The sequence below is a fragment of the Natronomonas aquatica genome, from assembly GCF_024449025.1.
GTDB lineage: Archaea > Halobacteriota > Halobacteria > Halobacteriales > Haloarculaceae > Natronomonas > Natronomonas aquatica.
In genome coordinates this window covers 1-25,117 of sequence record NZ_JAHLKM010000032.1, presented here as the reverse complement: position 1 = coordinate 25,117, position 25,117 = coordinate 1, and the positions used below count along the sequence as shown (strand labels likewise).

General features: G+C 68.0%; 27 protein-coding genes and 1 pseudogene. 12 read left to right on the top strand and 16 right to left on the bottom strand.

What is annotated here, in order from left to right:
• Positions 1 to 18: 18 nt before the first annotated feature.
• The 3 genes and pseudogenes from KM295_RS14775 to pheA all read right to left on the bottom strand — a co-directional run.
• Positions 19 to 591: pseudogene (locus tag KM295_RS14775) on the bottom strand (DNA-directed RNA polymerase subunit B''); the annotation flags it as partial.
• A complete protein-coding gene (locus tag KM295_RS14770; protein ID WP_256030767.1) occupies positions 588 to 815 on the bottom strand; it encodes a DNA-directed RNA polymerase subunit H in 228 nt (75 codons plus the stop codon). The pseudogene KM295_RS14775 and the gene KM295_RS14770, both read right to left, overlap by 4 nt.
• A 191-nt stretch (positions 816 to 1,006) precedes the next feature.
• Entirely contained in the window at positions 1,007 to 1,810 is an 804-nt protein-coding gene (gene pheA, locus KM295_RS14765) for a prephenate dehydratase (protein ID WP_256030766.1), read from the bottom strand.
• Between the two features lie 167 nt (positions 1,811 to 1,977).
• Here pheA and KM295_RS14760 point away from each other — a divergent pair, with 167 nt between their 5' ends.
• Positions 1,978 to 2,202 (top strand): hypothetical protein, encoded by a 225-nt coding sequence (locus KM295_RS14760; protein ID WP_256030765.1) that lies wholly within the window; start codon positions 1,978 to 1,980, stop codon positions 2,200 to 2,202.
• A gap of 72 nt (positions 2,203 to 2,274) precedes the next feature.
• Positions 2,275 to 3,309 (top strand): LLM class flavin-dependent oxidoreductase, encoded by a 1,035-nt coding sequence (locus KM295_RS14755; RefSeq protein ID WP_256030763.1) that lies wholly within the window; start codon positions 2,275 to 2,277, stop codon positions 3,307 to 3,309.
• A gap of 1 nt (position 3,310) precedes the next feature.
• Here KM295_RS14755 and KM295_RS14750 read toward each other — a convergent pair whose 3' ends face one another.
• The 5 genes from KM295_RS14750 to KM295_RS14730 form a co-directional block, all read right to left on the bottom strand.
• Positions 3,311 to 4,576, bottom strand: a complete 1,266-nt coding sequence (locus KM295_RS14750) for a hypothetical protein (RefSeq protein WP_256030762.1) — start codon at positions 4,574 to 4,576, stop codon at positions 3,311 to 3,313.
• Positions 4,577 to 4,583: 7 nt separating this feature from the next.
• Positions 4,584 to 6,008 (bottom strand): dihydrolipoyl dehydrogenase, encoded by a 1,425-nt coding sequence (lpdA, locus tag KM295_RS14745; protein WP_256030760.1) that lies wholly within the window; start codon positions 6,006 to 6,008, stop codon positions 4,584 to 4,586.
• Between the two features lie 67 nt (positions 6,009 to 6,075).
• Positions 6,076 to 6,372, bottom strand: a complete 297-nt coding sequence (locus KM295_RS14740) for a globin family protein (protein WP_256030758.1) — start codon at positions 6,370 to 6,372, stop codon at positions 6,076 to 6,078.
• A gap of 101 nt (positions 6,373 to 6,473) precedes the next feature.
• A complete protein-coding gene (locus KM295_RS14735; protein WP_256030757.1) occupies positions 6,474 to 7,133 on the bottom strand; it encodes a response regulator in 660 nt (219 codons plus the stop codon).
• 125 nt (positions 7,134 to 7,258) lie between these two features.
• The gene (locus tag KM295_RS14730; RefSeq protein WP_256030756.1) at positions 7,259 to 8,644 is read right to left on the bottom strand and encodes a signal recognition particle protein Srp54; all 1,386 of its coding nucleotides are present in this window, start codon (positions 8,642 to 8,644) and stop codon (positions 7,259 to 7,261) included.
• Positions 8,645 to 8,760: 116 nt separating this feature from the next.
• On the opposite strand from KM295_RS14730, the gene KM295_RS14725 reads away from it, so the two are divergent.
• Together KM295_RS14725 and KM295_RS14720 are read left to right on the top strand one after the other, a co-directional pair.
• On the top strand, positions 8,761 to 8,910 hold the full coding sequence (locus KM295_RS14725) for a 50S ribosomal protein L40e (protein ID WP_256030755.1): 150 nt from the start codon (positions 8,761 to 8,763) through the stop codon (positions 8,908 to 8,910).
• A 258-nt stretch (positions 8,911 to 9,168) separates the two neighbouring features.
• The gene (locus tag KM295_RS14720; protein ID WP_256030754.1) at positions 9,169 to 9,798 is read left to right on the top strand and encodes a class I SAM-dependent methyltransferase; all 630 of its coding nucleotides are present in this window, start codon (positions 9,169 to 9,171) and stop codon (positions 9,796 to 9,798) included.
• A gap of 23 nt (positions 9,799 to 9,821) precedes the next feature.
• On the opposite strand, the gene KM295_RS14715 is transcribed toward KM295_RS14720, so the two are convergent.
• Positions 9,822 to 10,103, bottom strand: coding sequence for a helix-turn-helix transcriptional regulator (locus tag KM295_RS14715; RefSeq protein WP_256030753.1), 282 nt, complete (start codon positions 10,101 to 10,103; stop codon positions 9,822 to 9,824).
• A 138-nt stretch (positions 10,104 to 10,241) separates the two neighbouring features.
• Between KM295_RS14715 and KM295_RS14710 the strand changes: the two genes are divergently transcribed.
• The 6 genes from KM295_RS14710 (at position 10,242) to KM295_RS14685 (ending at position 17,848) form a co-directional block, all read left to right on the top strand.
• Complete coding sequence (locus tag KM295_RS14710; RefSeq protein WP_256030752.1) at positions 10,242 to 10,559, top strand: EMC6-like membrane protein; 318 nt, start codon at positions 10,242 to 10,244, stop codon at positions 10,557 to 10,559.
• Positions 10,559 to 12,397 carry a ribosome biogenesis/translation initiation ATPase RLI gene (locus KM295_RS14705; RefSeq protein WP_256030751.1) on the top strand — a complete coding sequence of 613 codons (1,839 nt, stop codon included), beginning with the start codon at positions 10,559 to 10,561 and terminating at the stop codon, positions 12,395 to 12,397. Before KM295_RS14710 ends, KM295_RS14705 begins: the two co-directional genes overlap by 1 nt.
• A 50-nt stretch (positions 12,398 to 12,447) precedes the next feature.
• On the top strand, positions 12,448 to 14,454 hold the full coding sequence (locus tag KM295_RS14700) for a hydantoinase/oxoprolinase family protein (RefSeq protein WP_256030750.1): 2,007 nt from the start codon (positions 12,448 to 12,450) through the stop codon (positions 14,452 to 14,454).
• A complete protein-coding gene (locus KM295_RS14695) occupies positions 14,451 to 16,052 on the top strand; it encodes a hydantoinase B/oxoprolinase family protein (RefSeq protein ID WP_256030749.1) in 1,602 nt (533 codons plus the stop codon). Before KM295_RS14700 ends, KM295_RS14695 begins: the two co-directional genes overlap by 4 nt.
• 88 nt (positions 16,053 to 16,140) lie before the next feature.
• Positions 16,141 to 16,881, top strand: coding sequence for a 4-phosphopantoate--beta-alanine ligase (locus KM295_RS14690; protein ID WP_256030748.1), 741 nt, complete (start codon positions 16,141 to 16,143; stop codon positions 16,879 to 16,881).
• A 55-nt stretch (positions 16,882 to 16,936) separates the two neighbouring features.
• Complete coding sequence (locus KM295_RS14685; protein ID WP_256030747.1) at positions 16,937 to 17,848, top strand: cell division protein CdpA domain-containing protein; 912 nt, start codon at positions 16,937 to 16,939, stop codon at positions 17,846 to 17,848.
• A 30-nt stretch (positions 17,849 to 17,878) separates the two neighbouring features.
• Here the strand turns inward: KM295_RS14685 and KM295_RS14680 are convergent, their stop codons facing one another.
• From KM295_RS14680 to KM295_RS14650, 7 genes are all read right to left on the bottom strand, one after another.
• Positions 17,879 to 18,364 (bottom strand): Mut7-C RNAse domain-containing protein, encoded by a 486-nt coding sequence (locus tag KM295_RS14680; RefSeq protein WP_256030746.1) that lies wholly within the window; start codon positions 18,362 to 18,364, stop codon positions 17,879 to 17,881.
• 1 nt (position 18,365) lies between these two features.
• Positions 18,366 to 20,108 carry a DNA polymerase/3'-5' exonuclease PolX gene (gene polX / locus KM295_RS14675; protein ID WP_256030745.1) on the bottom strand — a complete coding sequence of 581 codons (1,743 nt, stop codon included), beginning with the start codon at positions 20,106 to 20,108 and terminating at the stop codon, positions 18,366 to 18,368.
• On the bottom strand, positions 20,105 to 20,545 hold the full coding sequence (locus KM295_RS14670) for a DUF5788 family protein (protein ID WP_256030743.1): 441 nt from the start codon (positions 20,543 to 20,545) through the stop codon (positions 20,105 to 20,107). The genes polX and KM295_RS14670 overlap by 4 nt, the downstream gene beginning before the upstream one ends.
• A gap of 85 nt (positions 20,546 to 20,630) precedes the next feature.
• Entirely contained in the window at positions 20,631 to 21,107 is a 477-nt protein-coding gene (locus KM295_RS14665) for a histidine kinase (RefSeq protein ID WP_256030742.1), read from the bottom strand.
• Between the two features lie 177 nt (positions 21,108 to 21,284).
• A complete protein-coding gene (locus tag KM295_RS14660) occupies positions 21,285 to 21,998 on the bottom strand; it encodes a queuosine precursor transporter (RefSeq protein WP_256030741.1) in 714 nt (237 codons plus the stop codon).
• Positions 21,991 to 22,170, bottom strand: a complete 180-nt coding sequence (locus tag KM295_RS14655) for a ribbon-helix-helix domain-containing protein (protein WP_256030740.1) — start codon at positions 22,168 to 22,170, stop codon at positions 21,991 to 21,993. Before KM295_RS14655 ends, KM295_RS14660 begins: the two co-directional genes overlap by 8 nt.
• A 56-nt stretch (positions 22,171 to 22,226) precedes the next feature.
• Complete coding sequence (locus KM295_RS14650) at positions 22,227 to 23,408, bottom strand: MFS transporter (RefSeq protein ID WP_256030739.1); 1,182 nt, start codon at positions 23,406 to 23,408, stop codon at positions 22,227 to 22,229.
• A gap of 188 nt (positions 23,409 to 23,596) precedes the next feature.
• Here KM295_RS14650 and KM295_RS14645 point away from each other — a divergent pair, with 188 nt between their 5' ends.
• Both KM295_RS14645 and KM295_RS14640 read left to right on the top strand, forming a co-directional pair.
• On the top strand, positions 23,597 to 24,745 hold the full coding sequence (locus tag KM295_RS14645; RefSeq protein WP_256030738.1) for a pyridoxal phosphate-dependent aminotransferase: 1,149 nt from the start codon (positions 23,597 to 23,599) through the stop codon (positions 24,743 to 24,745).
• A gap of 84 nt (positions 24,746 to 24,829) precedes the next feature.
• A complete protein-coding gene (locus tag KM295_RS14640; RefSeq protein WP_256030737.1) occupies positions 24,830 to 25,078 on the top strand; it encodes an MBL fold metallo-hydrolase in 249 nt (82 codons plus the stop codon).
• Positions 25,079 to 25,117: the final 39 nt, after the last annotated feature.

Sequence of the window (25,117 nt, the reverse complement as noted above, 5' to 3'; positions counted from 1 at the left end):
CGATCCTTACCGACGTGGGATCTCGTCGCCGTACTTCGTGTCGTACTCGGCGAGGATCTTGTTCGGCGCCAGATCCTCGCTGGTCATCAGCACGCGCTCGGAGCCGTTGACGATGAAGTAGCCGCCGGGATCGGCGGGGTCCTCGCCGATCTCGATGAGCTCTTCGCGGGAGAAATCGGCGATGTTGCACTTGTTCGAGCCGACCATCACCGGCATCCGGCCGACCTTCGTTTCGGCCTGATCGACGACGTGTTCTTCCTCCTCCTCGCCGCCGCGGACGATCGACATCTCCATGAACACCGGCGCGGAGTAGGTGATGTTTCGGAGGCGGGCCTCCTGTGGATACAGCAGTTCCTCGGAGCCGTCGGCCTCCCGGACGCGGGGGGTGACGATCCGGACGTTTCCGAGATCGACCCGGACCGGTTCCTGGCCCTCCTTGTCGCCGATGTCGGTCTCGATCGACTCCTTTTCGTCGACGACCCGCTGCATGCCGCGGTCGAGGAAGTTGTTGAACGACCGGAAGTGATGCTCCGCGAGCCGTTCCCGCGAGAAGTACTCCCGGGAGATCGCGCGTCGGTCCTCCCTGTTCATTCTACCACCAGTCGGTACACGATCGCCTCGTCCGTCGTCCGGGAGTCGCGGACGATCTTCACGACGTCGCCGACCTCGGCGTCGTCGGGTAACGCGGCGTCGCGGCGCTGTATCTTCGGCAGGTCTGTGCGTCTGATGTCGTACTCCGAGAGCACGTTCTCGACTTCCTCGCGGTCGAGAACCGTGTGCTCCGGAACCAGATTGTGTTGGCTTACGTCTACCATGTGTTTGGCTGGCCGGGGAAAGAAGCTGTCACGGGATACTACAGCGGCATATATCCGCGAGGGATTTAAGGATTGTCAAATTGGACGGCCGTAGCTACCCGCCCCACCTTTCGTGCGGGACGGAACTGCTCGTGGATGGCTTTTCGCCGGCAGTCTTAAAAACTCTTGTGTAGGTCCACGTGATCCCACCCTCAGAGCACGTGTTCGGTGTCGTAGGAGCCCAGCACGCGGACCCACCCGTGGGTCGCGATGTCCCGCAGTTCGTCGACGGCCGCCTGGGCGCGGTCCTCGTAGAGCCCGGCCGCGAAGTCCAGATGGAAGATGTAATCGCCGAGCCGTTCGCCGCTGGGGCGGGATTCGACCCGCGAGAGGTTGATGTCCCGGTCGGCGAACGGTTCGAGCATCTCCAGGAGTAGCCCGGGGTAGTTCGTGTTCGGGTAGATGATCACGGTGCTCTTGCCGCCGGCGTCCGACCGTTCGGTCTCGGGGGCGAGCACGACGAAGCGGGTCGCGTTGGAGGTGCTGTCCTGGATGTCGCGGGCCAGCACCTGCAAACCGTCGCCCGCCGTCGCCGGGTGGCCGATCGCCGCCACCGTCGGGTCCTCCCGGGCCCGCTCGACGCCGCGGGCCGTCGAGGCGACCGCCTCGGTCTCGGCGCTGGGGTACTCCTCGCTCAGGAAGTTCCGGCACTGTGCGAGCGCCTGCGGATGGCTCGCGACGGTCTCGAACTCGCCGGTCTGGGCCATCAGGGCGTGTTTGATCGGCGTGACGATCTCTCTGACGACGGCGACGTTCCGGTCCGCCAGAGCGTCGAGCGATTCGGTCACCGACCCCTCGATGCTGTTCTCGATCGGCACGATCCCGCGTTCGTACTCGCCGCCGGCGACCCCCTCAACGATCCCCGTCACCGACTCGACGAACTCGATGTCGTCGGTGACGGACTTCGCCGCACGGTGGGAGTACGTTCCTTTCGGACCGAGCGTGAGGGCTCTCATCGCCCCCCGGTAGGCCGCGGGCGTTTAAAAGAGTGGGGTACGGCGTCCCGATCCTGTTCGCATTCCCGATCCTGTTCGCACAGCACAACCAGGCGGGCACCGTATCCGGCCGCCGAACCTGTTTTCCCGCCGGAACGTTCTTACGGCGATCGGTGAAACTGTCGTCCATGATCGTCCTCCAGTTCGGCGTTCCCGGCGGTCCCGAACTCGTGGTACTCGGGTTGATCCTTCTGGTCATCCCGTTTTTCATGGCGTACTGGGTGTACACCGACGCCGAAGGGCGCGGCGACGGCAACGCGGCGCTTTGGGCGCTGGCCGTCGGCGGCTTGACGTATCTGACGCTCTTCGGCGGCTTTCTCGCGCTGGCCGTCTACATCTGGCAGCGCGAGTGAGCCGATCGTTCCGGCCCGCCCTCGCTCGATCGACAGCCGAACCGTTATCCGGTGGAACCCCCGAACCCGGGTATGGATCTCTCCGCCGTCGATCTCTCGCCGGTCCCCGATACCGGGACCGCTGCCGACGCCTACGCCAACACCGTCGAAGCCGCACAGCAGGCCGAACGGCTCGGTTACACCCGCTTTTGGGTGGCCGAACACCACGGCAGGGCCTCGAGGCTCGCGGGGACGACACCCGAGGTGCTGCTCGGTCGGCTGGCGGGCGCGACCGACTCGATTCGCCTCGGCTCCGGGGCCGTCCTGCTCAACAACTACAGTCCCTTCAAGATCGCCGAGCTCTTCGGCGCCCTCGACGGGCTCGCCCCCGGTCGGATCGACGCCGGACTCGGGCGGGCCAACGCCTCGCCGGCCGTCGACCGCGCCCTTGGGACGGACCGCCACATAAAAGACCCCGACGGGGACCAAAGAGAGCGGGTCGAGGCCGTCGTCAACCACCTCTACGACGAGTTCCCCGACGGGCACGCTTACGACGACCTGAATATCCCCCGTTCGGGCGAGGGGCCGGCCGTCCCCTGGGTGCTCGGCTCCAGTCCCTCGAGTGCGGCGATCGCGGGGGAACTCGGGTTGCGCTACTGCTTTGCGGCCTTCATCCGCCCGGGCTTTGCGGCCCGGGCCTTCGAGGAGTACCGCGAGCGCTTCCGGCCCTCGCCGCTTTCCGGCGGCGTCGAGGAACCCGAGGCGATGCTCGCGGTCAACGCGGTCTGTGCCGAGACCGACGAGGCCGCCGCCCGCCTCCGGTCGGTCGCCGAAGCCATCTACAGGCGGATGCAGCGTGGGACCCTCGATGCGACCCCCTCCGTCGAGGAGGCGATCGAGGAACTCGGCGGCGTCCCGGAGCCGACGCCGACGAGGCTGTCCGACGGCGAGTGGCCGCGGTCGATCTCCGGAAGCCCGGAGACGCTCTCGGGGCTGTTGGGACAGCTGGCCGACCGCGTCGGCGTCGAGGAAGTGATGATCCAACATTCCGTCCCGGACCACGAGGACGCGCTCCGGTCTCACGAGCTTCTGGCCGACGCTGTCGGCCTCGCGGGCCGGTCGGAGTAGGTTAGCGTCCCTCGATACGCGCGAGCACGGTCGGGATCGCCTCGGATTCGGCTTCCGCCGCCCGGTACTCGAGTACCGACCGGTCGTACCGTGTCGTCCACCACCGTTCGTTCCCGGCGTTCGGGTCGTCTGCCAGCCGACTGAGCCGCCGATCCGCGCTCGCGACCGTCCCGAGGATATCCGAGAGGAGCCACCGGGCGAGCGGGTCCGAGCCGACCGCGTCCGCCGTCGCCTCGATCGCCCCGACCGCGGCGGCTCTGGCCTCCGAAACCGTCCCCGCTGCCGTCCCCAGTTCGTATCCGAGTTCTTCCCAGTGGCTCCGGGCCGGAACGTCGCCGAACCGGCCGAGCGTCACGGCGACTGTCGCCTGGCGGGCCCGGGACCGAACTGCCGATGCGAGCCGCCCCGGACCGGGGTCCCGCTGTGGATCGGCCCGTTCGGCCAGCCCGGCGTCCCGAAACCGGGTGGCCGGATACGAGGCGTGGGCGTCGTCGTATCGCCACTCCATCCCGTCGATCGCCTCCGCTATCGTTCCCGTGAGCCGATCAAACGCCGACCCGAGCGCGTCCGTCCGGTCGGGGCCCTCCCGGTCCCGGAGGAACTGCCGGGCGTCGTACAGCCGTGTCGAGCCGACCGCGGCCTGTTCCCACGCCACGTCGTTTGCGTACTCCTCGCCGTCGGCCATCCGGACCGCGGCTTCGAGATCCGACCGGGCGTTCCGGTAGCGTTCGTCCGCCTCGGCGCACTGGACGATCGTCTCGGGGATCTCGCCGCCGCTATACGCGGGTTCGAACGCCCCCAGATCGGCCTCGAGCGAGTCGATCCGTCGCCGGAGCTCCGGGCTCGGGTTTCCCCGACCGTCCCCGTACAGCCGGCCGCGGACCGTCGCGCTCCGGGCGATCGCGAGCCGGTAGGCGTCGAGAGCTTCGAGTCGGGCCCCATCCCCCTCGAGCGTTTCCGGGGCGTACTCGTCGAGCTCTTGGCGTGCCTCCTCGAGGGCGTCGTCGTCCCGGTCCCCGTCCCCGGACTCGCTCGACCGCAGCCGTTCGGTCCCGGTGACGTGTCCGCTGGCCCGTTCGTGGGCGGCCGTCGCGTGTTCTGGTCGAACCGAGACCGCCGCCTCGGGCGTCGGTCGGTCGATCTCGAGGGCAGCCCCGATCGCTGCGACGTCGTCACGACGTTGGATCCGCCGGCGCTGTGAATAACCGCCCCCGACGACGGCGATCCCGGCGAGGGCTGTGAGGAAGGTCCGTCTACGGGTGGCCATCGCCAGTTTACCGGTTCACCGTATGGACCGCCGATCCCCGCGCGTTCGCCGCGGCTTCGGCGACCGCCTCCGACAGCGTCGGGTGCGTGTGGATGGTCGCGGCGATGTCCTCGAGCCGTGCGCCCATCTCGATCGCGAGCCCGACCTCGGCGATCAGCTCCGAGGCGTCGGGGGCGACGATCCGCGCGCCGAGGACGAACTCGGTCTCGCTGTCTGCGACGATCCGGACGAACCCCTCTCCCTCGTCGAGCGTGAGCGCCCGTCCGGAGCCGGACAGCGGCATCTCGCCGACGACGGGGTCGAACCCCTCGCTTTCAGCCTCTTCGGCGCTCAGCCCGACGGTGCCGATCTCGGGGTCGGTAAAGACCGCCGCCGGGACCGCCAGCTGGTCGAGCCGTGCGGGCTCGCCGGCGACAACCTCGGCGGCGACGTGGCCCTCCCGGTAGGCCTTGTGTGCGAGCATCGGCTCGCCGGCGACGTCGCCGACGGCGTGGATGTGTTCGACGTCGGTCCGGGTCGCATCGTCCGTCTCGAGGAACCCCCGATCGTTGGGTTCGAGCCCGGCGGCCTCGACGTTGCAGGTGTCGGAGGCCGGCTGCCGGCCGATGGCGATGAGGACGCGCTCGGCGGTGTATTCGCTCGTCTCGCCGTCTTCGGTTTCGGTCCTGACGCAGGCCCCGGCGGCCTGCTCTTCCCACCCCTGGGCCGCCTCGCCGAAATGGAAGTCGATCCCGAGCTCCTCGGCGCGCTTCCGAACCGTCCGGGTGACGTCGTCGCCGTACGCCGGGAGGATATCGTCGAGCATCTCGACGACGGTCACGTTCGTGCCCAGTTTCGCGAGCATCGTCGACAGCTCCATCCCGATGTAGCCGCCGCCGACGACGAGCACCGACTCGGGCAGCGATTCCAGCGAGAGGACGTCGCTCGAATCGAGGATCCGCTCGCCGTCGAACTCCAGGCCCGGAAGCTCGATCGGTCGGCTCCCCGTCGCGACGACCGCGTGTTCGAACTCGATCGACTCGCTGCCCTGGCCGTCGCCGCCGTGGACGATCCGGGCGGTGTTCTCGTCGGCGAACTCCGCCCGGCCGGGGACGAGGTTGACGCCGTTCGCCTTACAGAGCTTCTCGACGCCGCCGGTCAGTTGATCGACGACGCCGTCCTTCCACTCGACCATCCCCTGGACGTCGATGTCGGCCCGGGCGTGTAGCCCCATCGACTCCGCGTTTTCGACCTCGTGGGCCAGTCCGGTCACGTGAATGAGCGCCTTCGATGGGATACACCCATCGTTCAGACACGTCCCGCCGTAGGCGTCGGCCTCGACGAGCGTGACGTCGAGATCGAGCTGTCCGGCCCGTATCGCGGCCACGTATCCGCCGGGGCCGCCGCCGATCACCAGTACGTCCGTCCCGGTCGCGATGTCTCCGACAACCATTATTGCTCGTTGTCGATCACACGCTCCCCGGGGTTAAAAACTATAGCGACCGACCGCCGCCGACCACCTACCCCCCGCTCCGCCGTGTTGCGTTTACCGTCGTCGTCGACGCGTACTCCTCGTCGGTGATCGGCTCGATCGCCTCGGCCGCCACGAACTCGTCGACCCCGACCTGCATGTCGACCATCGCGGCCCGGACCGTCGTGTACAGTTCGTCCCCGATATTCTCCGAGTTCGTCCCTTCACGGAACGCCTCGACGGCCCGATCGATCGCCCGCTCGAATACCGGGAGAAACGAGGCGACGTACCCCGAGGGCGGCGCGCCGATCGCGGGCGACCGACACGATGTATCCCTGCTCGACATGGGTTACCGGACGCTGCACCCCAGGCGAACAAAACGACTGGCCCAGTGCGGGCAGACACAACTGTCGCGTAGGAAGAAATATCCGGATGCCAGCCGAATCGTCAGACCGTTTCGCCGTCGGCCGGTTCGCGATCGACCCGGAACCCGTCCAGATCGATCCTGATCCGCTCTGCGACCGTAGTGAAGGCCTCGTAGTGGTCGCCGTCGGGATCGATCTGGGTCCGGCTCTCGATGAGTTCGGCCTGCCGGAGATCGTTGAGCCGCCGATAGACCGTCGGCAACGAGTAGCCGGTCAGTTCAGCCACCTCTCTCGCGCTCAGTTGGGCTCCGTTCAGCACGCGACAGCAGTGTCGGGTCTTCTTGTCGCCGAGCGCATCGAGGACGTCGCTTGCGGTCTCGTCGGCCGCCCGCGCGAGGGCCCGATCGATCGTCCCGAGCAGCTCGGACCTGTCGGCCGGTTTGACCACGTACTCGTCGAACGGGAGTTCGACGATCCCCTCGTCCGGTTCGACCGCGGTAACCATCACGACCGGGATGTCGTGGCCGTCCTCCCGGAGCTTTTCGAGCGCCTCGTCGCCGGACATTCCGGGCATCCGCCGGTCGAGCAACACGGCGTCGACGTCCCCGTCGAACGCCTCCAGTGCCTCCTTGCCGCCGCCGGCAGTTCGGATCGTGTACTCCTCGTCGAGCCACATCTCGTAGATATCGAGCAGTTCCCGTTCGTCGTCGACAAGCAGCACCGTCGCGTTCTCGCCCGGCATTAAGCACCGAGTCTTTCATCGGTGCCGTAATAACTGTTGTGGAGCGGCCGAGTTCGTCGCCAACGGGCGTCAGACCACTCGGACCGGGGGTGCGATGCCGTCCGAACCGTCCCTCCCCGCCGGCCTCAATCACCGAACGGTCCCATCCCGCCGAGGCCCCCGCCACCGCCGCCGCCCTGCATCTGTTTCATCATCCGCTGCATGTCGCCGTCGCCCATGCCCTGGAACTGCTTCATCATCCGGTTCATCATCTTGTGCTGTTCGAGCAGCTCCCGGACGGTTTCTTCTTCCTTTCCGGATCCGCGGGCGATGCGTTCGATCTGGCTCTGGCCGATCGCGCGGGGGTTCTCGAGTTCGGCTTCGGTCATCGAGTCCATGATCACCTCGAAGTCCCGGAGCCGCTCTTGGGTCATGTCCATCGCGTCGTCCGGCAGCTGGTCTTTGATCCCGCCGCCGAGTCCCGGAATCATATCCAGCACCTGATCGAGCGGCCCCATCCGGTTCATCGCGTTCATCTGTTTGCGCATGTCCCTCAGGGTGAACTCCCCCTTCATGAGGTCCTCGGGGTCCCAGTCCTCTTCCTCCTGGGTTTCGGCCATCGCGCGCTCGACGCGCTCGGAGAGCTGTTTGAGATCCCCCATCCCGAGCAGCCGGGAGATGAAGCCGGAGGCCTCGAAGCGCTCGATGTCGCCGACCTCCTCGCCGGTCCCGAGGAAGGCGATCGAGGAGTCGGTCTGATCGACCGCGGCCAAGGCGCCGCCGCCCTTCGCCGTCCCGTCGAGTTTCGTGATCACGACGCCGTCGATGCCGACCGCGTCGTCGAACCGTTCGGCCTGCTCTTTGGCCCCCTGGCCGATCGCGGCGTCGAGGACGAGCAGGTTCCGGTCGGGGTCGACGGCGTCTTCGATCTCTTCGAGTTCCTCGATGAGTTCCTCCTCGAGGGCGTGTCGTCCGGCGGTGTCGACGATGTGGACGTCGGCGTCCTCGGTTTCCGCCAGACCCTTCCGGGCGATGTCGACGGGGTCGTCGTTGTCCGGGTCCCCGTAGAAGTCGACTTCGGCGCGTTCGGCCATCTCTCTGGCCTGCTCGTAGGCGCCGGGGCGGAACGTGTCGGTCTGGACCACTGCGGGCCGGAGGCCTTTCTTCGAGAACCACCACGCCATCTTCGCGGCGCTGGTCGTCTTCCCCGAGCCCTGGAGGCCGGCGAGTACGATAGTCTGTTCTTTCAGCGGCAGGTCGGTCGACTCGCCCACCAGACCGACCATCTCCTCGTAGACGATCTTGAGAACGTGATCGCGGGCGGTCGTCCCGGCCGGCGGCTCCTCGCGCAGGGCGCGCTCGCGGATCGAATCCGAAAGCTCCATGACGAGGTCGACGTCGACGTCGGCCGACAGCAACGATCGCTGGATCTCCTTGACGATCTCCTCGACGTCGTCCTCCGAGAGGGTCGTCTTGCCCTGTAGTTTGTCGAGCGTTCCCCGGAGGGAACTGCCCAGGTCGTCGAGTACCATTTGCCGACCGTAGACGGTCCAGACTAAAGGCTTTGTTCGTCGCCCGCGGGCTCTATCCCCGCCGGCCGTCCGTTCGAACGGTTAGGTTTATCCGCTCTGACCGTCTCGCGTCGTGTATGGCCAAGTTCGAGAAAGCGGAGGCTCGCATCCTCGACAAGATGATCTGTATGCGCTGTAACGCCCGGAACCCGAAACGCGCCGACAGCTGCCGGAAGTGCGGCTACAAGAAGCTCCGCCCGAAGGCCAAAGAGCGACGGGCGGCCTGACCTGCGGCGAGATTTCCTCGAGGCGTAGCTAGCTACAGGGAGCCGATAACAGGGTCTCGGCGACCGCCGATACCTTACTAGTTGGGTGCCACTCTCCCGATACCTACCAACGACAAGCGTAGGTTCTTTGTCACGGGGGAACTGCAACCCACCGGTGGCCGTGACGAGAGTTACCCCCTCCGAGCCCCTTGTGACGAGGGACCACCCCGAGCCACCTTCGATGTGATATCTTAAACAGCCCCCAGCCGTACGGCCGCCATGACCGACTGGGACGAGCGGTTTCGATCGGGACAGTACCCCCAGGATACGGAACCGTCGGAAATGTTGCGACGGCACGTCGACGCCCTGCCGGAGGGCCGGGCCCTCGACGTCGCGGCCGGGACGGGACGGAACGCGGTCTTTCTCGCGGATCGGGGCTACCGGGTCGACGCCCTCGACGGCTCGCGGGCGGGCCTGGAGATCACCCGCGATCGGGCGGCCGAGCGCGACGCCGGCGGTCGACTGGAACTCGTCCAGACCGACCTCCCGAGCCACGCGTTCCCGACCGAAACGTACGATCTGGTGACGATCAGTTTCTACCGCGCGGTCGATCGGCTCTCCGATATCAAAGAGTCGCTACGGGACGGCGGCGTTCTCTACGTCGAACACCACCTGCGATCGAGCGATCCGGTCGAAAGCGGCCCGAGCGGCGACCGCTACCGGTTCGCGGCGAACGAGCTGCTCCGGTCGGTGCTGGATCTGACGGTGCTCGAGTACGCGGAACGGATCGAAACCAGATCCGACGGGCGGCACGCGGCGACCGCCCGCGTCGTCGCCCGGAAGACGTCCGGACCGCGGCAGTCCTATCCGGCGGTCGGGAAACCGGGAACGGGACCGGACGACGGGTAACGCGTCGGAACGAAAAGAGCCGATCAGTCGTCCGAGACGGCCTGATCCGGGGTCCCGTCGGTCGCCGCTTCCCCCGTCTCGGTGAGGTTATACAGGTTCTGTCGTGCGTCGGCGAAGTAGACGTCTTCGGAGACGATGTCGATCTCCTCGAGCCGCTCGAGAGCGTACCGGACCGTCCGCGCCGAGAGCATCGACTCCTCGACGATGTCCTTTTGGGTCATCGCGCCGTTGTACTCGAGTACCTTGTATACGAGCTTCGCGCTGGGTGGAAGGTCGGGTAACGCTTCCCCGTCGTTATCGGCCATTGCTACCTATTAGAACGGTTGCCACGCGTATAAATATTGAGGCAAACCTGAAAGGTATCGCCAGCCCAGCCGTCGGGATCGGCGGGACGGGCGTCCCGGGAACGAACCGCTTTTGACGACGGACGGTTCAGTGTAGGTATGGCAACCGATACGGCCGAGCGTCGGGTCGCGCACGTCCGCGGCGTGACGGTCACGACGATCGCGTGTCTGGCCGGGGTCGCCGCCGCCGTCGTCTCCTCTGTCGTCGCCGACGGCGCGACCGACACGCTGGCTGTCTACGTCCTCGCGGGCGCGGTCATCGTGCAGTTCCCGATCCTGGGTCTCCTCGAGATCGTCGGGATCGATCTGGACATCGAGGACTTCGGCGCGAAGGATTACCTCTACGTCGCCTTCATGACCTTCGCGCTGTGGTTCGTCTGCTGGGCGATCCTGCTCTCGACCGGGGCGAGCCTCTGATGGCGGACGACAGCATCGCCGTCGTAGACTTAGACCGGTGTCAGCCCGACCGGTGTAACTACGAGTGTGCGAACTTCTGTCCGCCCAACCGGACGGGAGAGGAGTGTATCGTCACCCGCGAGGACCGCTTCGAGGACGACGAGTACTACGCCGGCGGCGCCGACCAGATCTCGATCTCCGAGGAGCTGTGTCTCGGCGAGACCTGCGGGATCTGCGTCGAGAAATGCCCCTTCGACGCGATCGAGATCATCAACCTCCCGCAGGAACTCGACGAGGAGCCGACCCACCGCTACGGCGAGAACAGTTTCGCGCTGTACGGACTCCCCGCGCCTCAGGAGGGCCGCGTGACGGGAATCCTCGGCCCCAACGGCATCGGGAAGACGACCGCCGTCCACGCTCTCGCCGCCGAGATCACGCCGAACCTCGGCCGATTTCAGGACGAACCGGACTGGGAGACGGTTCTCGAGGCGTACCGCGGCACCGAACTCCAGGAATACCTCGAAGACCTCAAAGAAGGCGAGGTGACCGTCGCGCGCAAACCGCAGTACGTCGACAGGATACCCGACACCTTCGACGGGAAGACGAGCGAGCTGCTTTCGGGTGTCGACGAGCGCGGGGTCGCCGACGACCTCGTCGAACGGCTCGGGATCGCCTCGGTCGTCGATCAGCCGATCGACACCCTCTCGGGCGGGGAGCTCCAGCGGGTCGCCCTGGCGGCGACGCTCGTGCGCGATGCCGATTTCTATTTTCTCGACGAGATCACGCCGTATCTCGACATCGGCCAGCGCGTCACCGCCGCCCGCCTCGTTCAGGAACTCTCCGCGGACGGTCGGTCGATGCTCGTCGTCGAACACGACCTCGCCGTGTTGGATCTGCTCGCCGACGCCCTCCACGTCGCCTACGGCGAACCGGGCGTCTTCGGCGTCGTCACGCCGCCGAAATCGACGAAGGCGGGGATCAACGAGTACCTGAAGGGGTATCTCGAAAACGAGAACATGCGGATCCGCCCCGAGGCGATCGAGTTCGAGGAACACGCCCCCCGCAGCGAGGGATACGGCGACACGCTCGTCGAGTACCCCGAACTGACCAAATCCTACGGCGACGGCGAGTTCACCCTGGCGGTCGACGCCGGCGAGATCCGACACAACGAGGTACTAGGAATCGTCGGCCCCAACGGGATCGGCAAATCGACGTTCGCGAAACTGCTCGCGGGCCGGCTGGAACCGGACGGCGGGGACTTCGACGTCGACCTCGATATCTCGTATAAACCACAGTACGTCGAGATCGACCGACAGATGCGCGTCGACTCGTTCCTCCGGTCGATCACCGACGAGTTCGGTACCTCCTACTGGAACACCGAGATCGCGGGGCCGCTCCAGCTCGATCGGATCATGGAACAGAACCTCACCGACCTCTCGGGCGGGGAACGCCAGCGCGTCGCCATCGCGGCGTGTCTCTCGCGGGACGCCGATCTGTACCTCCTGGACGAACCGTCAGCGCATCTCGACGTCGAACAGCGCGTCCTCGCGACGCGGGCGATCCGCCGGTACACCGAGACCCACGACAAGACCGCGATGGTGATCGATCACGACATCTACATGATCGATCTGCTCTCGGATCGGCTGCAGGTCTTCGAGGGAACCCCGGCCGAACGCGGCCACGCCGGCCGCCCGATGGGGATGCGCGAGGGGATGAACACGTTCCTCGCGAACCTCGATGTCACCTTCCGGCGTGACGAACGCACCGGCCGCCCCCGGATCAACAAACCCGGCTCACAGAAGGACCGCGAACAGAAACGCGAAGGCGAGTACTACTACGCGCCGACCGACGGCGAGTAACCCGGCTCCCGTCAACAACTGCTATTACGCCGACGGCCCTGACCCCTGACATGACTGGAGCGCAGATCGGCGTCGACGTCGGCGGCACGTTCACCGACGTCGCCCTGTTTCTCGACGGCGATCTCGTGACGGCGAAGGTACCGACGACGGCCGACCAGAGCGTCGGCGTGATCGAGGGGATACGGAAGGCCTGCGACGAGGCGGGGATCGCTCCGGGCGAGATCGACACCTTCGCCCACGCGATGACCGTCTCCGTGAACGCGTTGCTCGAACGGGACGGCGCGAAGACCGCGCTCGTGACCACCGAGGGCTTCCGGGACGTCCTCGAGATCGGCCGACAGGACCGGCCGGCGCTGTACGACCTCGACGCCGAGAAACCCGACCCGCTCGTCCCCCGGCGGCGCCGCTTCGAACTCGACGAGCGGGCGACCCCTGAAGGGATCGAACGCGGTATCGACGAGCCGGCGGTCCGCGAGATCGCCGACGAGATCGCCCGAACCGGCGCCGAAAGCGTCGCCGTCTGTCTGCTCTTCGCGTACGCCCACCCCGGGAACGAATCCCGGGTCGCGGACATCCTCCGGGAGGAACTTTCGGTTCCGGTCTCGGTCTCCCACGAGGTGCTCTCGGAGTTCCGCGAGTTCGAGCGGACCGCGACGACCGTCGCCGACGCCTACGTTCGGCCGGCGATCGAGGGGTACCTGGGCCGGCTGATCGACCGCGCGAGGGAGACGGGACTGCCGGCGCCACGCGTGATGAAATCCAACGGCGGGGTCGCCGAGGCCGAAACGGTCCGATCGCAGGCCGTCACGACGGTCCTTTCGGGCCCGGCCGCGGGCGTCGTCGGCGCGTCGTCGGTCGGCGCCGACACCGGGGCGGTCACCTTCGATATGGGCGGGACCTCGAGCGACGTGAGCCTCGTCCGCGAGGGGGAGATCGAACGGAGCCCCGACACCGAGATCGCGGGCGTGCCGATCCGGACGCCGATGGTCGACATCGAGACCGTCGGGGCCGGGGGCGGCTCGATCGCCTGGACGGATCCGGGCGGGGCGCTCCGCGTCGGCCCCGAATCGGCGGGGGCCGATCCCGGCCCCGCCTGCTATGGGGGCGGCGGCGAGCGGCCGACGGTCACCGACGCCAACGTCGTTTTGGGATACATCGGCGAGGGGACGGCGCTGGGCGGCGAACTCGAACTCGACGTCGAGGCCGCCCACGAGGCCCTCGATGGGCTCGCCGCCGCGGCCGGACTCGAGGACGCGACCGCCGCCGCACGCGGCGTCTACCGCGTGGCCAACGCGACGATGACGCGGGCGATCCGCTCTGTCACCGTCGAGCGTGGCTACGATCCCCGGGACTTCGACCTCGTCGCCTTCGGCGGGGCCGGCCCGATGCACGCCGTCGCCTTGGCCGACCGGCTCGGTATCGACCGCGTCCTCGTTCCGGGGCCGGCCGGCGTCCTCTCTGCGTACGGGCTGCTCACGGCGGATGAAACCCACGACCGGGCCCGGACCGCCCGGATCCGGCTCTCGGAAGCGACCGCCGAGGACGGGCGGGCCGTCTACGAGACGCTCGTCGAGTCGGCGCTCGGGGACGTCTCCGATACCGGGGCCGCCCGGATCGAACGGGCCGCCGACTGCCGGTACTCCGGTCAGGGGTTCGAGCTGACCGTCCCCGTCGATCGGTTCGATCCCGACCGCCTCGCCGGGCGGTTCGGCGACGCCCACGAGCGAGCCTACGGGTATCGCCTCGAGGAGCCGGTCGAGGCGGTGACGCTGCGCGTGACCGCGACCGTCGGGACCGACCGGCCGACGCCGAGACACGCCGGATCCGGAGAGGCCCTCCGGGGGCGACGCGAGGCCGTCTTCCCCGATACCGGACGGGTCGAGGCGACCGTCTACGACCGGGGCGCGCTCGGGGTCGGCGAGACCGTCGCCGGCCCGGCGATCCTCGAACAGCCAGAGAGTACGACTGTCGTTCCGCCGGCGTGGCGCGGCCGGGTTCGGGACGACGGGACGCTCGCCGTCGAACGCGCCGACGGCTCCGGGGAGGGCGACCGATGACCGACGCGATCGATCCCGTGACGCTTGAGGTACTCCGGAACCAACTCGAGGGGATCGCCGAGGAGATGGGACAGACCCTGATCCGGGGAGCGTACTCGCCGAACATCAAGGAGCGACAGGACTGCTCGACGGCGCTTTTCCACGCCGACGGCCGGATGATCGCCCAGGCGGAACACATCCCGGTCCATCTGGGTGCGATGCCGGCGGCCGTCGCGGCGGTGATCGACCGCGAGCCCCGGCCGGGCGACGTGTTCGTGCTCAACGATCCCTTCACCGGCGGCACCCACCTGCCCGACGTGACGCTCGTCTCCCCGATCGCGCTGGACGGGGGGATCGTCGGCTACGCCGTCTCCCGGGCGCATCACGCCGACGTCGGCGGGATGACCCCCGGCAGCATGCCGGCCGGCGCCCGCGAGATCCAACAGGAGGGGCTCCGGCTCCCCCCGATCCGACTCGTCGAGAGCGGCGAGCGGAACGAGGCGCTGTTCTCGCTTCTGCTCGCGAACGTCCGGAACCCCGAGGAGCGCCGCGCCGACCTGCGGGCCCAACTCGCCGCCAACGACCGGGCCGGGACCCGCCTCCGCGAACTCGCCGCCGAACACGGCCGGGAACGCCTCGAGGCGGCCTTCGGGGCGGTGATTGAGTACTCCCGCGAACGGATCGAGGCCGAACTCGAGACGCTCCCCGACGGCGTCTATCGGGCCTCGGATATCCTCGAGGGCGACGGGATCACCGACACGGACGTTCCGATCGAGGTGACGGTGACCGTCGAGGGGGACGAACTCGAGGTCGATTTCTCGGGGACGGCCCCGCAGGTCGACGGCAACCTCAACGCGCCGCTTTCGGTCGCGAAAAGCGCCGTCTACTTCGTCGTCCGCTGTGTGACCGACCCGGAGATCCCGCCGAACCACGGCTGTTATGCACCGATCACCGTGACGGCGCCCGATGGGTCGCTTCTGAACCCCGAACCGCCGGCGGCGGTCGTCGGCGGGAACGTCGAGACGAGCCAGCGCGTGACCGACGTGACCTTCGCCGCTCTGGCCGAGGCCGCCCCCGAGCGCGTCCCCGCACAGGGACAGGGCACGATGAACAACCTCACCGTCGGCGGCCGAAACGGCTCGTTCGCCTATTATGAGACCATCGGCGGCGGGTTCGGCGCCCGCGCCGACGCCGACGGGATGGACGGCGTACAGGTCGGGATGACCAACACGCTCAACACGCCGATCGAGGCGCTGGAGGCCGAATACCCCCTCGCCGTCGAGCGGTACGCCTTCCGCCCCGATACCGACGGCGAGGGGCGGTTCCGGGGCGGTCTCGGCCTGGAACGGCGGCTCCGGATCGAGGCTGAGGCGACCGTCTCGCTTCTGACCGAGCGGCGACGGCGGGGCCCCCGCGGCGTCGCCGGTGGGGGTCCGGGGGCGACCGGCGAGAACCTCATCGACGGCGACCCGGTCGGGGCGAAGACGACCGTCGACGTTCCGGCCGGGACGATCGTCACGGTCCGGACGCCCGGCGGCGGCGGCCACGGCGATCCCGAAGAGCGGGATTCCGAGGCGATCCGGCGGGACCGCGCCGACGGGAAGGCCGACCCCGAGTAGGAGCGCGTTCCCGACGACGCGGCCGCTCCACGACGGGGCGGAAAACAGGAACGGGATCCTTTTGACGACCGCTCTCCGACGGGTCGGTATGACCGGTCCGGACATCCCGGAGTCACACCCGCGGCACGAGTCGCTTCTGACGCGACACCGCATCGAGGACGGCGTCGACCGCGGTCTCACCTCCAGACAGGGGCTCATCGCGCAGGGCCGCGGCGAGGCGTTCGATTATCTCCTCGGTGAGGAGACGATCCCGAGCGCCGACGCCGCCGAACGCGCCGCTGCCGCACACCTGCTTTCGGCCGATCACCCGGTGATCTCGGTCAACGGCAACGTCGCGGCGCTGGCGCCGGGCGAGACGGTCGCGCTGGCCGAGGCCACCGGCGCGGACATCGAGATCAACCTGTTCAACCGGACCGACGAACGGATCGAGCGGATCGCCGAACACTTCCGGAACTACGGCGCCGAGGGGATCAAGGGGCTGGCCGCCGACGCCCGGATCCCGGGGCTGGCCCACGAGCGCGCGAAGGTCGACGCCGACGGGATCGCGGCCGCGGACGTCGTGCTCGTCCCGCTGGAGGACGGCGACCGGGCGGCCGCGCTCGCCGAGATGGGCAAGACCGAAGTCGTCGTCGATCTCAACCCGCTCTCGCGATCGGCGCGGACCGCGGCGGTACCCGTCGTCGACAACCTCCTCCGGGCGGTGCCGAACATGACCGCCCACGCCGAGGATCTCGCCGGCGCCGATCCCGACACGCTCGGTTCGATCGTCGAGTCCTTCGACGCCGACGCGGCGCTTTCCGCCGCCGAAGACCGGATCCGGAATCTCTGAGTGTCTTGCGACCGTCTGACGTACTGTTTTGTAGGTCGGGGTTCTATCCTTTCGTATGGCTAGCCTTACGGAGGTCTACAGGGGAAAAAGCGGGGCCGGCCTCCGGCGGCTGTACGCCGGCATCACGCTGTTCGGGGTCGGTGCGGTCCTCGTAACGGCCGGGCTCGTCGTCGCATCGACCGGGATTGGCTCGCGTTTCGGCCTCGGGCTGTACCGCGCCCGCGAACTCGCCGGCGTCCTCGGCGGTCTCGGGTTCCCCGCGGTCCTCCTGGGGACGATGGTCGCGTTACCGCGGGCCTCCCGTGGACTGCGGACCGCCGCCGCCGTCGGCGCCGTCGTCTGTCTGCTCGGCGTCGGGATGTTCGCCCGCTGGTACCCGGTCGACTGGATCGGCGGCTCCGGGAACACGACGATGACGCTCGTCGTCGCGACCACCTACTTCGCCGGGACGATCCTCACGACCTGGTCGCTTTTCTCCGCCGTCGCGAACTTCAAGGCCAGAAACGACCCCGGCGGGACGATCTCTCTGGAGATCACGAAGGCCGGCGAGACGCGGGTCGTCGAGGTCTCGAACGAAGAACTGCGCGGCAAACTCGGCGGGATCGGGATGCTCGGGGGGACCCCCGACGGGGAGGCCGAGACCCAGACGAACCGTGACACCCACAACGCCGGTGGTGGGAACGGCTCTCCGTCCTCGCCCGGCGGTTCGCTCGGCGGCGCGAGCGCGACCGACGGCGGCGCGAGCGCCTCCCGATCGATCCGCGAGCCGACCGGAACCCGAAGCGGGACGGACGACGCCGAGTTCGTCGACGAGCCCCCGGCGCCGTCGAACGACCGCTACTGTGGGAACTGCTCGCACTTCCGGTACGCCCGGACCGACGAGGGGCTGGTACCGTACTGTGGGCTCCACAGCGAGGCGATGGACGATATGGACGCCTGCGAGGCGTGGTCGCCGAACACGAACTGAGCCGGGAATCCCCGATACCGACGGCCGCCGTTATCGGGCGGACTCGATCGTCTCTGTCATCCGTTCGTAGTGGCTTCCCTTCCAGAACACCTGTCCACAGGACTGACAGCGGAAGCACTCGACCTCGCCCGGATCCGGCGCGTACCCGGGCGTCCCTTCGTCGGGGGTGACCGCGAGAAGCTCCCCGTTGCAGCGCCCGCAGTACTTCGGCGGATCCGTGACGGTTAGCTTGACGCCCGCGGCTTTCAGCTCCGCGAGTTGGGCCTCGAGGTCGCGTTCGGCCAGCAGGATCGATCCGTGAACCCGATCGGCCAACTCGGCGTCGCGGGTACAGAGCCGCCGGCCCTCCCGTCTCGCCGTTTCCGCGATCCGGTCGTCGGCCTCGATCCCCCGGTCGCCGGCGTAGGCGGTGTCGAAGCCACAAACCCGGAGGTAGACGGCGAGTTTGCCGAGCATGACGTCACACAGAAGCCGGTCGGTTTCGGGTCGAACCGGCGGCCGATCGTCCCCGCCCATCTCACTCGAGGAACGCCCGGACGCCCGCCGCGTCCCGGCAGTTGAGCACGTCGTCGGGTTCGGCCCACCCCCGACGGGCGGTGTGGATACCGAACCGCACCTTTCCGTAGGCGTCCGTCGAGTGGGCGTCGGTATCGATAACGACCGTCGCGCCGGCCTCGATCGCGGCCTTGACGTAGCTCGCCCGCAGGTCGAGCCGCCGGGGGTCGGCGTTGATCTCGAGGGCAGTCCCGTGTTCCGCGGCGGCCTCGGCGAGGCGTTCGACGTCGAGGTCGTGGCCGGGGCGCCGATTCAGGAGCCGGCCGGTCGGGTGCCCCAGGATATCGACCCCGGGGTGTTCGACGGCGGCCACGAGCCGGTCGGTGCCGTCCCCGTCGAGGGCGCTGTGGGGCGAGGCGACGACACAGTCCAGCTCCGAAAGGACCGCGTCGTCCACGCTTATCCCGCCGTCGGGGCCGATGTTCGCCTCGACGCCGGCGAAGACGTCGATCGACGCGTCGGCCGCGATCGACCGGACGGTCTCGGCTTGCGCCCGCAGTTCCGCGTCGTCGAGGCCGACGCCGCCGACCATGCCCGGTCCGGTGGCGTGGTCGGTGATCGCGACGTACTCGTGGTCGTAGGCCTCGGCGGCGGCGATCATGCCCTCGATCGTCGCCTCGCCGTCGGAGGCGTCGGTGTGGACGTGGAGGTCGCCGCGGACGTCGGCCGCCGAAAGGAGGTCCGGCAGGTCGTCCCCGGCTGCGCGCTCGATCTCCCCGCGGTCCTCGCGGAGTTCCGGCGGTATCCACGCCATCCCTACGGCATCGTAGACGTCCGCCTCGGTTTCGCCGGCTACCCGCTCGCCGACGCGCTGGCCGGCGTCGGGATCCTCGACGTCCGAGACGTCGAAGACACCGTACTCGTTGAGCTTCAGGCCCATCTCGATCGCCCGGTTCCGGACGGCGACGTTGTGATCCTTGCTACCGGTGAAATACTGCAGTGCGGCGCCGAACTCCTCGGGGACGACGACCCGGAGGTCGACCCGGAGACCGTTCGATCGGATCGACGCCTTGTTCGTCCCCGCCTCGATGACCGCGTCGGCCGCCTGCCAGCTCTCGAAGGCCTCGATGACGGCTTTTCCGTCGTCACTGCCGGCGAGGACGTCGACGTCCCCGATCGTCGGCCGCCACCGCCGGATCGACCCGGCCGTCTCGACGGACTCGACGGCCGCACAGTCTTCGAGGAAGGCGACGACCCGATCCGCCACCGGGCGGGCCTCGCCGAGCAGGCTCCGCTTTCGGGCCTCCCGCGCGAAGGGGATCCCTCCGAGGATGTTCGTCTCCGTCTTCGCGCCGAACCCCGAGACGTCGCGGATCTCGCCGGCCTCGGCGGCCGTCTCCAGATCGTCGAGCGTTTCGGTTCCAAGCGCCTCGTACAGCGCGGCGACGGTCTTGGGGCCGACGCCCTCGATGGCCGTCAGGGCGTCCATCTCGACGGGTAGCTCCTCGCGGAGCTCTTCCAGTTCGTCGATCGTCCCCGTCTCGAGGTACTCGGCGGTCTTGCCGGCGATGGCGTCGCCGACGTCGTCGATCTCCGTGATCGCGTCCTCGCCGCCTTCCTCGTAGAGTCGCTCAATCGCGACGGTGTGGCCACGGATACTGTCGGCGGCCCGGCGGTAGGCGTTGGGCTTGTACTCGACATCCCGGGCCTCGAGGCGGTCGGCCATCTCCTCGAGCAGCGTCGCGACCGCGTCGTTTTCGCTCACGGGCCTCTCACCTGCGGTCCGTCGTCGTCGTGCCCCAGCGCCTTCTTCAGAAAGTCCATCCACCGCTTCGTGTCGGCGGTCTCCTGTCGTTTCGCCTCCGCCTCGACGCTTTCGGGTTTGAGACTCTCCAGCGCCTCCAGGGCGCGATCGATCCCGACGATCGCCTCCGCGAGTTCCTCGCCCGCCTCGAAGGACACTTCGTTCTCTTCGATCCGCTCTTTGCGTTCCAGGCGTTCGCGGCGGAGGTTCCGCTTTGCCCGCTCGACGCGGTCGCGCTCGCCGGCCGGCACCGTCTCGCGGCGCTTGATCTCGAAGACGAACTCCCGAAGTCGCACTTCCTCGCCCTGGATCTCGATGCGTTCGGGGATCTCGACGCCGAGCGTCGAGCTCTCCCGGTCGATCCGCTCGAGGAGCTGTTTGCGTTCGTACTCCTGCACACAACCCACTGCGTGACCGAGCGGCAAATAAGGCTCGGCGCGAGCCTCGCCGCCGCCGGCCCCTCGAAACGCGAGTCGCGACCGTCTAGAGGTCTTCGAGCGCGTAATGAACGCCGCCGAGGACGGCCCCGTAGACGGCGTGGCCGACGGCGCTCACCGGGTTGACGTCGGGGACCGGCGGACTCATCGGTCCGGCGGCGCCGACCCACGCCGGCATCACGAACGTCGCGAGGACGACCCACAGGACGAGCCCGTAGGCGATCCCGGCGCCGACCTGGGTCTGTCCGGACCGGCCGGCGAGTCCGGCGAACCCGACGACCGCGGCGAAGACGACGCCGAGCACTGCGGAGTGGCTCATATGGACCGCCCAGCCGGCGACGCCGTTCGGCGTGCCGAGCCCGTACATCACCGGGATCGCCGCCTCCATGATGTTCCTCATCATCGCCGTCATCATCGCGCCGAAGGCGACGCCGCCGGCCAGCCCGCCGACGACGCCGGCCTTCCAGTTACCCGGGAGCGTTTCCGATTCCGTCGCAGTCGCAGTGTTGGTCTCCGTTGCCATCGTGCACACGTCGTTCAGCTACCCGAAACCGGTATTCCGAGAATGCATGAGAAACACACGCATCCAGTGGTGATTTATACATGTATCGGAACCTTTTGCCGATTACTGGGGGTACGGAGAGCCTTCGGCCGACCGACGGCCGCGCCGGATCGGGGCCATCGGTCGGTTACTTCGGCTTCAGGCCGCCGGCTCCGTCCGCCTGATCGCGCCCGTAACGAGATAGACGAACGGCGTATCGAGGACGGCGATGAGAAGCTTCAGGAGGTACTGGCCGACCACGAGCGAGACGACGACCGCGCCGGGGAGCTGTGGCCCGATTCCGACGGTCTGTGGGAGGATCCAGAAGGCGATCGAAACGAAGATCACGGTGTCGACGAGCTGGCTCGTCGCCGTCGAGGCGACGTTGCGGAGCCAGAGCATCTCCCCGTCGGTCGCCTCCCGGATCGCATGGAAGACGACGACGTCGAGGTTCTGGCTGACGAGGTAGGCGACGAGGCTGCCGGCGACGATGTTCGTCGACGCCCCGAGCACGAGTGCGAAGGTCCCGGGGTCGATACTCGAGGGCGCGGCGGGCGCGAGGATCGTACTCCAGACCAACGCGAGAACGAGGAAGTTCATCGCGAAAGCGACGTTGACGAGCACTTGGGTGGCCCGCTTGCCGTACAGCTCCGCATAGCAGTCCGAGGCGAAGAACATCACCGCGATCGCCAGTGCCGCCCCCGGCAACGTTAGCTCCGGGCCGGCCAGCGGCACCGAAACGGGGAGTTCGAAGGCCAGTACCTTCGCCGCCGTCAGCTGGGCGGTCGCGAGCGACGCGACGAAGATCCCCGCGAGGGCGACGGCACCGGGCGGGGCGGTCGACTTCGGTCGCCTTTCGACGGTCTCAGCCATCGTCCTCCTCGAGGCGGCCGTGGCGGGCGTCGATCTCGTCGAGCAGATCGAGCGTCTTGCGGACCGACGCCCGGATCGCGTCGCTTCGGTTGACGAACTTGCCGTCGTCGCCGACGTGTTCGTCGAGGTCCTCCAGGAGTTCCGAGGGGATCTCGACGCTTATCTTGGGCATATTCAAGGCATACTAAGAGAATACTATTTATTAAACGACCGGACTCCGTTCGAACGCTACACCGACTCCGAGACGGCCCACGCGAGGACGCTTCCGATGACGGCGAGCAGCCCCGCGTACCCGAAGGCGGCGAAGAACCCCGCCCCTTCGATCAGCCTGCCGGAGATGACCGGAGCCGAGAACGCTCCAAGGAAGCCGACCGTGTTCAGAACCGCGAAGGCCGTCGCCGCCACGTTGTTCGCGACGAGCTCCCGGACGTACGGGAGGAGGAGCACGAGGCCGACCTGCGTGACGAACCCGGTGACGATCAACGCGACGAGGAGAACGCCCACCAGATCGATGAACGGGACGGCGACCGAGGCGGGCGCGAGTACGACGAACGAACCGAGGACGATCGGGCGGCGGCGCGTCCCGAAGAGGCGATCGGAAACGACCCCCCCCGAGAGGCGCCCGACGACGCCGATCGCGGGAAAGAAGGCGGCGATGGCGCCGCCGATCCCGAGCGGGAGCGAGAAGTTCTCGGCGACGTACGTCGGGAGCCAGCTGTTGAAGATGAAGTTGAGCGAGAAGGCCGCGAAGGCCATCCCGGAGACGGCCCAGACCTGGGGGTTCCGGAGGACGGCCGCGAACTCCCGCCGGGAGGGCGTCTCGATGTCGACTGCGATCGAGACACCCCGACTGGCGACAGCGAAGCCGCCGATCGCGAGCACGCCGAGCAGTCCGTACACGGGAAACGTCCCGGCCCATCCCACCCGCGTGGCCAAAAGCGGCGCGGTGAGGTGGCTGATCACGAACCCGCCGGGGATGCTCGTGGCGAACACGGCGATCGCCGTCCCCTGGTTCTCCCGATCGAACGCCCCGTCGACGACGTTTACCCCGGCTGTCCAGAGTGTCACGATCGCTGCCCCGCCGAGAAAGCGGGCGACCACGAGGCGGTCGTAGGCGCCCGCCGTGGCCGCACGCCACGCCCAGACGGTAGACAGCAGGACGGCCCCGGTCGAGAGAAAGATCGCCCGCCGGTTGTCGATCCGATCGAGGAGGATCCCGGCCGGGATCGAGAAGGCGGCCATCCCGAGGAGGAGCACGCTGACGAGCCAGCTCGCGTCGGTTGCCCCGACGCCGAGCCCCTCCCGGACGAGCGGGAGGAGACTCGCCGGCGCGATCTCGTATGCGACCACGAAATTGAACGCCAACCAGAGTGTGAGAGTGAGCGCCCAGCCACGTCGATGTTCGACCATCACCCGGCGTTACCCCCCACGGATACATCAACCTGAAGGAACCGAACGGGCCGGCGGGCCGCCGGGCGCTCGAACCGATCCGGGCCGCACCGAGCCCGTTCGTTCGTCCGAAAACGGGTCCCCGGGGTCGACCGCCGGCTAACCCGGACGTATATAATACCTGCCCTCCCTACTGACTGCCAGTACTGATGGTCTCACAGCGCGCACAGGACGTGACGCCGTTTATCGCGATGGACGTCCTCGAACGGGCCAACGAACTCGAGGACGTGATCCACCTCGAGGTGGGCGAACCGGACTTCGAACCGCCCGATCGGGTCTTCGAGACCGCGATCGAGTCGCTGCGGGCCGGCAACACCGACTACACCGCCGCCAGGGGAAAGCCGAAGCTCCGGCGGGCTATCGCCGCCCACTACGACCGGGAGTACGGGGTCGAACTCGATCCCGACCGCGTCGTCGTTACCCCCGGCACCTCGCCCGGGCTCTTTCTCGCTCTCGCGGCGCTCGTCGATCCCGGCGAGGAGGTCGTCCTCACCGACCCCCACTACGCGTGCTATCCGAACTTCGTGCGGACGGTCGGCGGCGAGATCGAGACGGTGCCGCTGCGGGCCGCCGAGGGGTTCGAACCGCGGACCGCGGACTTCGAGGCGGCGATCGACGAAACGACCCGGGCGCTGTTGCTCAATTCGCCGGCCAACCCGACGGGGGCGGTGCTGGACGGCGAGACGCTCGCCGGGCTGGCGGCGACGGCGGAGACGACCGACACGGTTCCGGTGGTCGACGAGGTATACCACGGGCTCTCCTACGACGCCGAGGAGCACACGATCTTGGAGTACACCGACGAGGCGTTCGTGTTGAACGGCTTCTCGAAGCGCTTTGCGATGACGGGCTGGCGGCTCGGGTGGATCGTCGTCCCGCCGGGGTACGTCGAGGCGGTCAACCGGCTGGCCCAGAACGTCCTCATCTGTGCGCCGAACTTCGTCCAGGACGCCGGCGTCGCCGCACTGGAGACGCCCCCGGATCGGCTGGCGGAGATCCGCGAAACCTACCGGAAGCGGCGGGACCGCCTGCTCGAGGCCGTCACCGACTGGGGGCTCGATCTCGGGTATACACCGCAGGGCGCCTACTATCTGCTTGTCGACGTGAGCGACCTCCCGGGTGATTCCCTCGAGATCGCGGATCTCCTCCTCGAGGAGGCCGGCGTCGCGGTCACTCCCGGCGTCGACTTCGGGGAGGGAGCCGCCGATTACCTCCGTCTCTCGTATGCGACCGACATCGAGGCGATCGAGGAGGCGATCGATCGGATCGGGGCGGTCCTCCAAACGGTCGAGACGGTCTGATCGGCTGTTTCTCCCGGCCCGCCGTTCGCCCCGTTCCGGAGGTACTTTTAAGTCAGATTCCCGTCTCGTATCCGATGCCGTACTATGACAACCGCTAACGTTATCCACGAGTTCAACACCGCCGACTGGGCCCTGGACAACAGCTTTCTCGTCCAGTTGACCGATCCCGGGGAGGCGTATACGGCCGTCTGTCCCTTCTATCTCGTCGACCACCCGGAGGGGCTCGTCGTGGTCGATACGGGCGTGAGCCACGACATGCTCGATGCGCCCGCCGACTACGGCCCCTACGGGGCGGAGTTCATAGAGATTGGAGGCGGATACCCCGACCCTTGAGGTCGGGGAGGAAGCCGACACTCGATGACACAAACCACC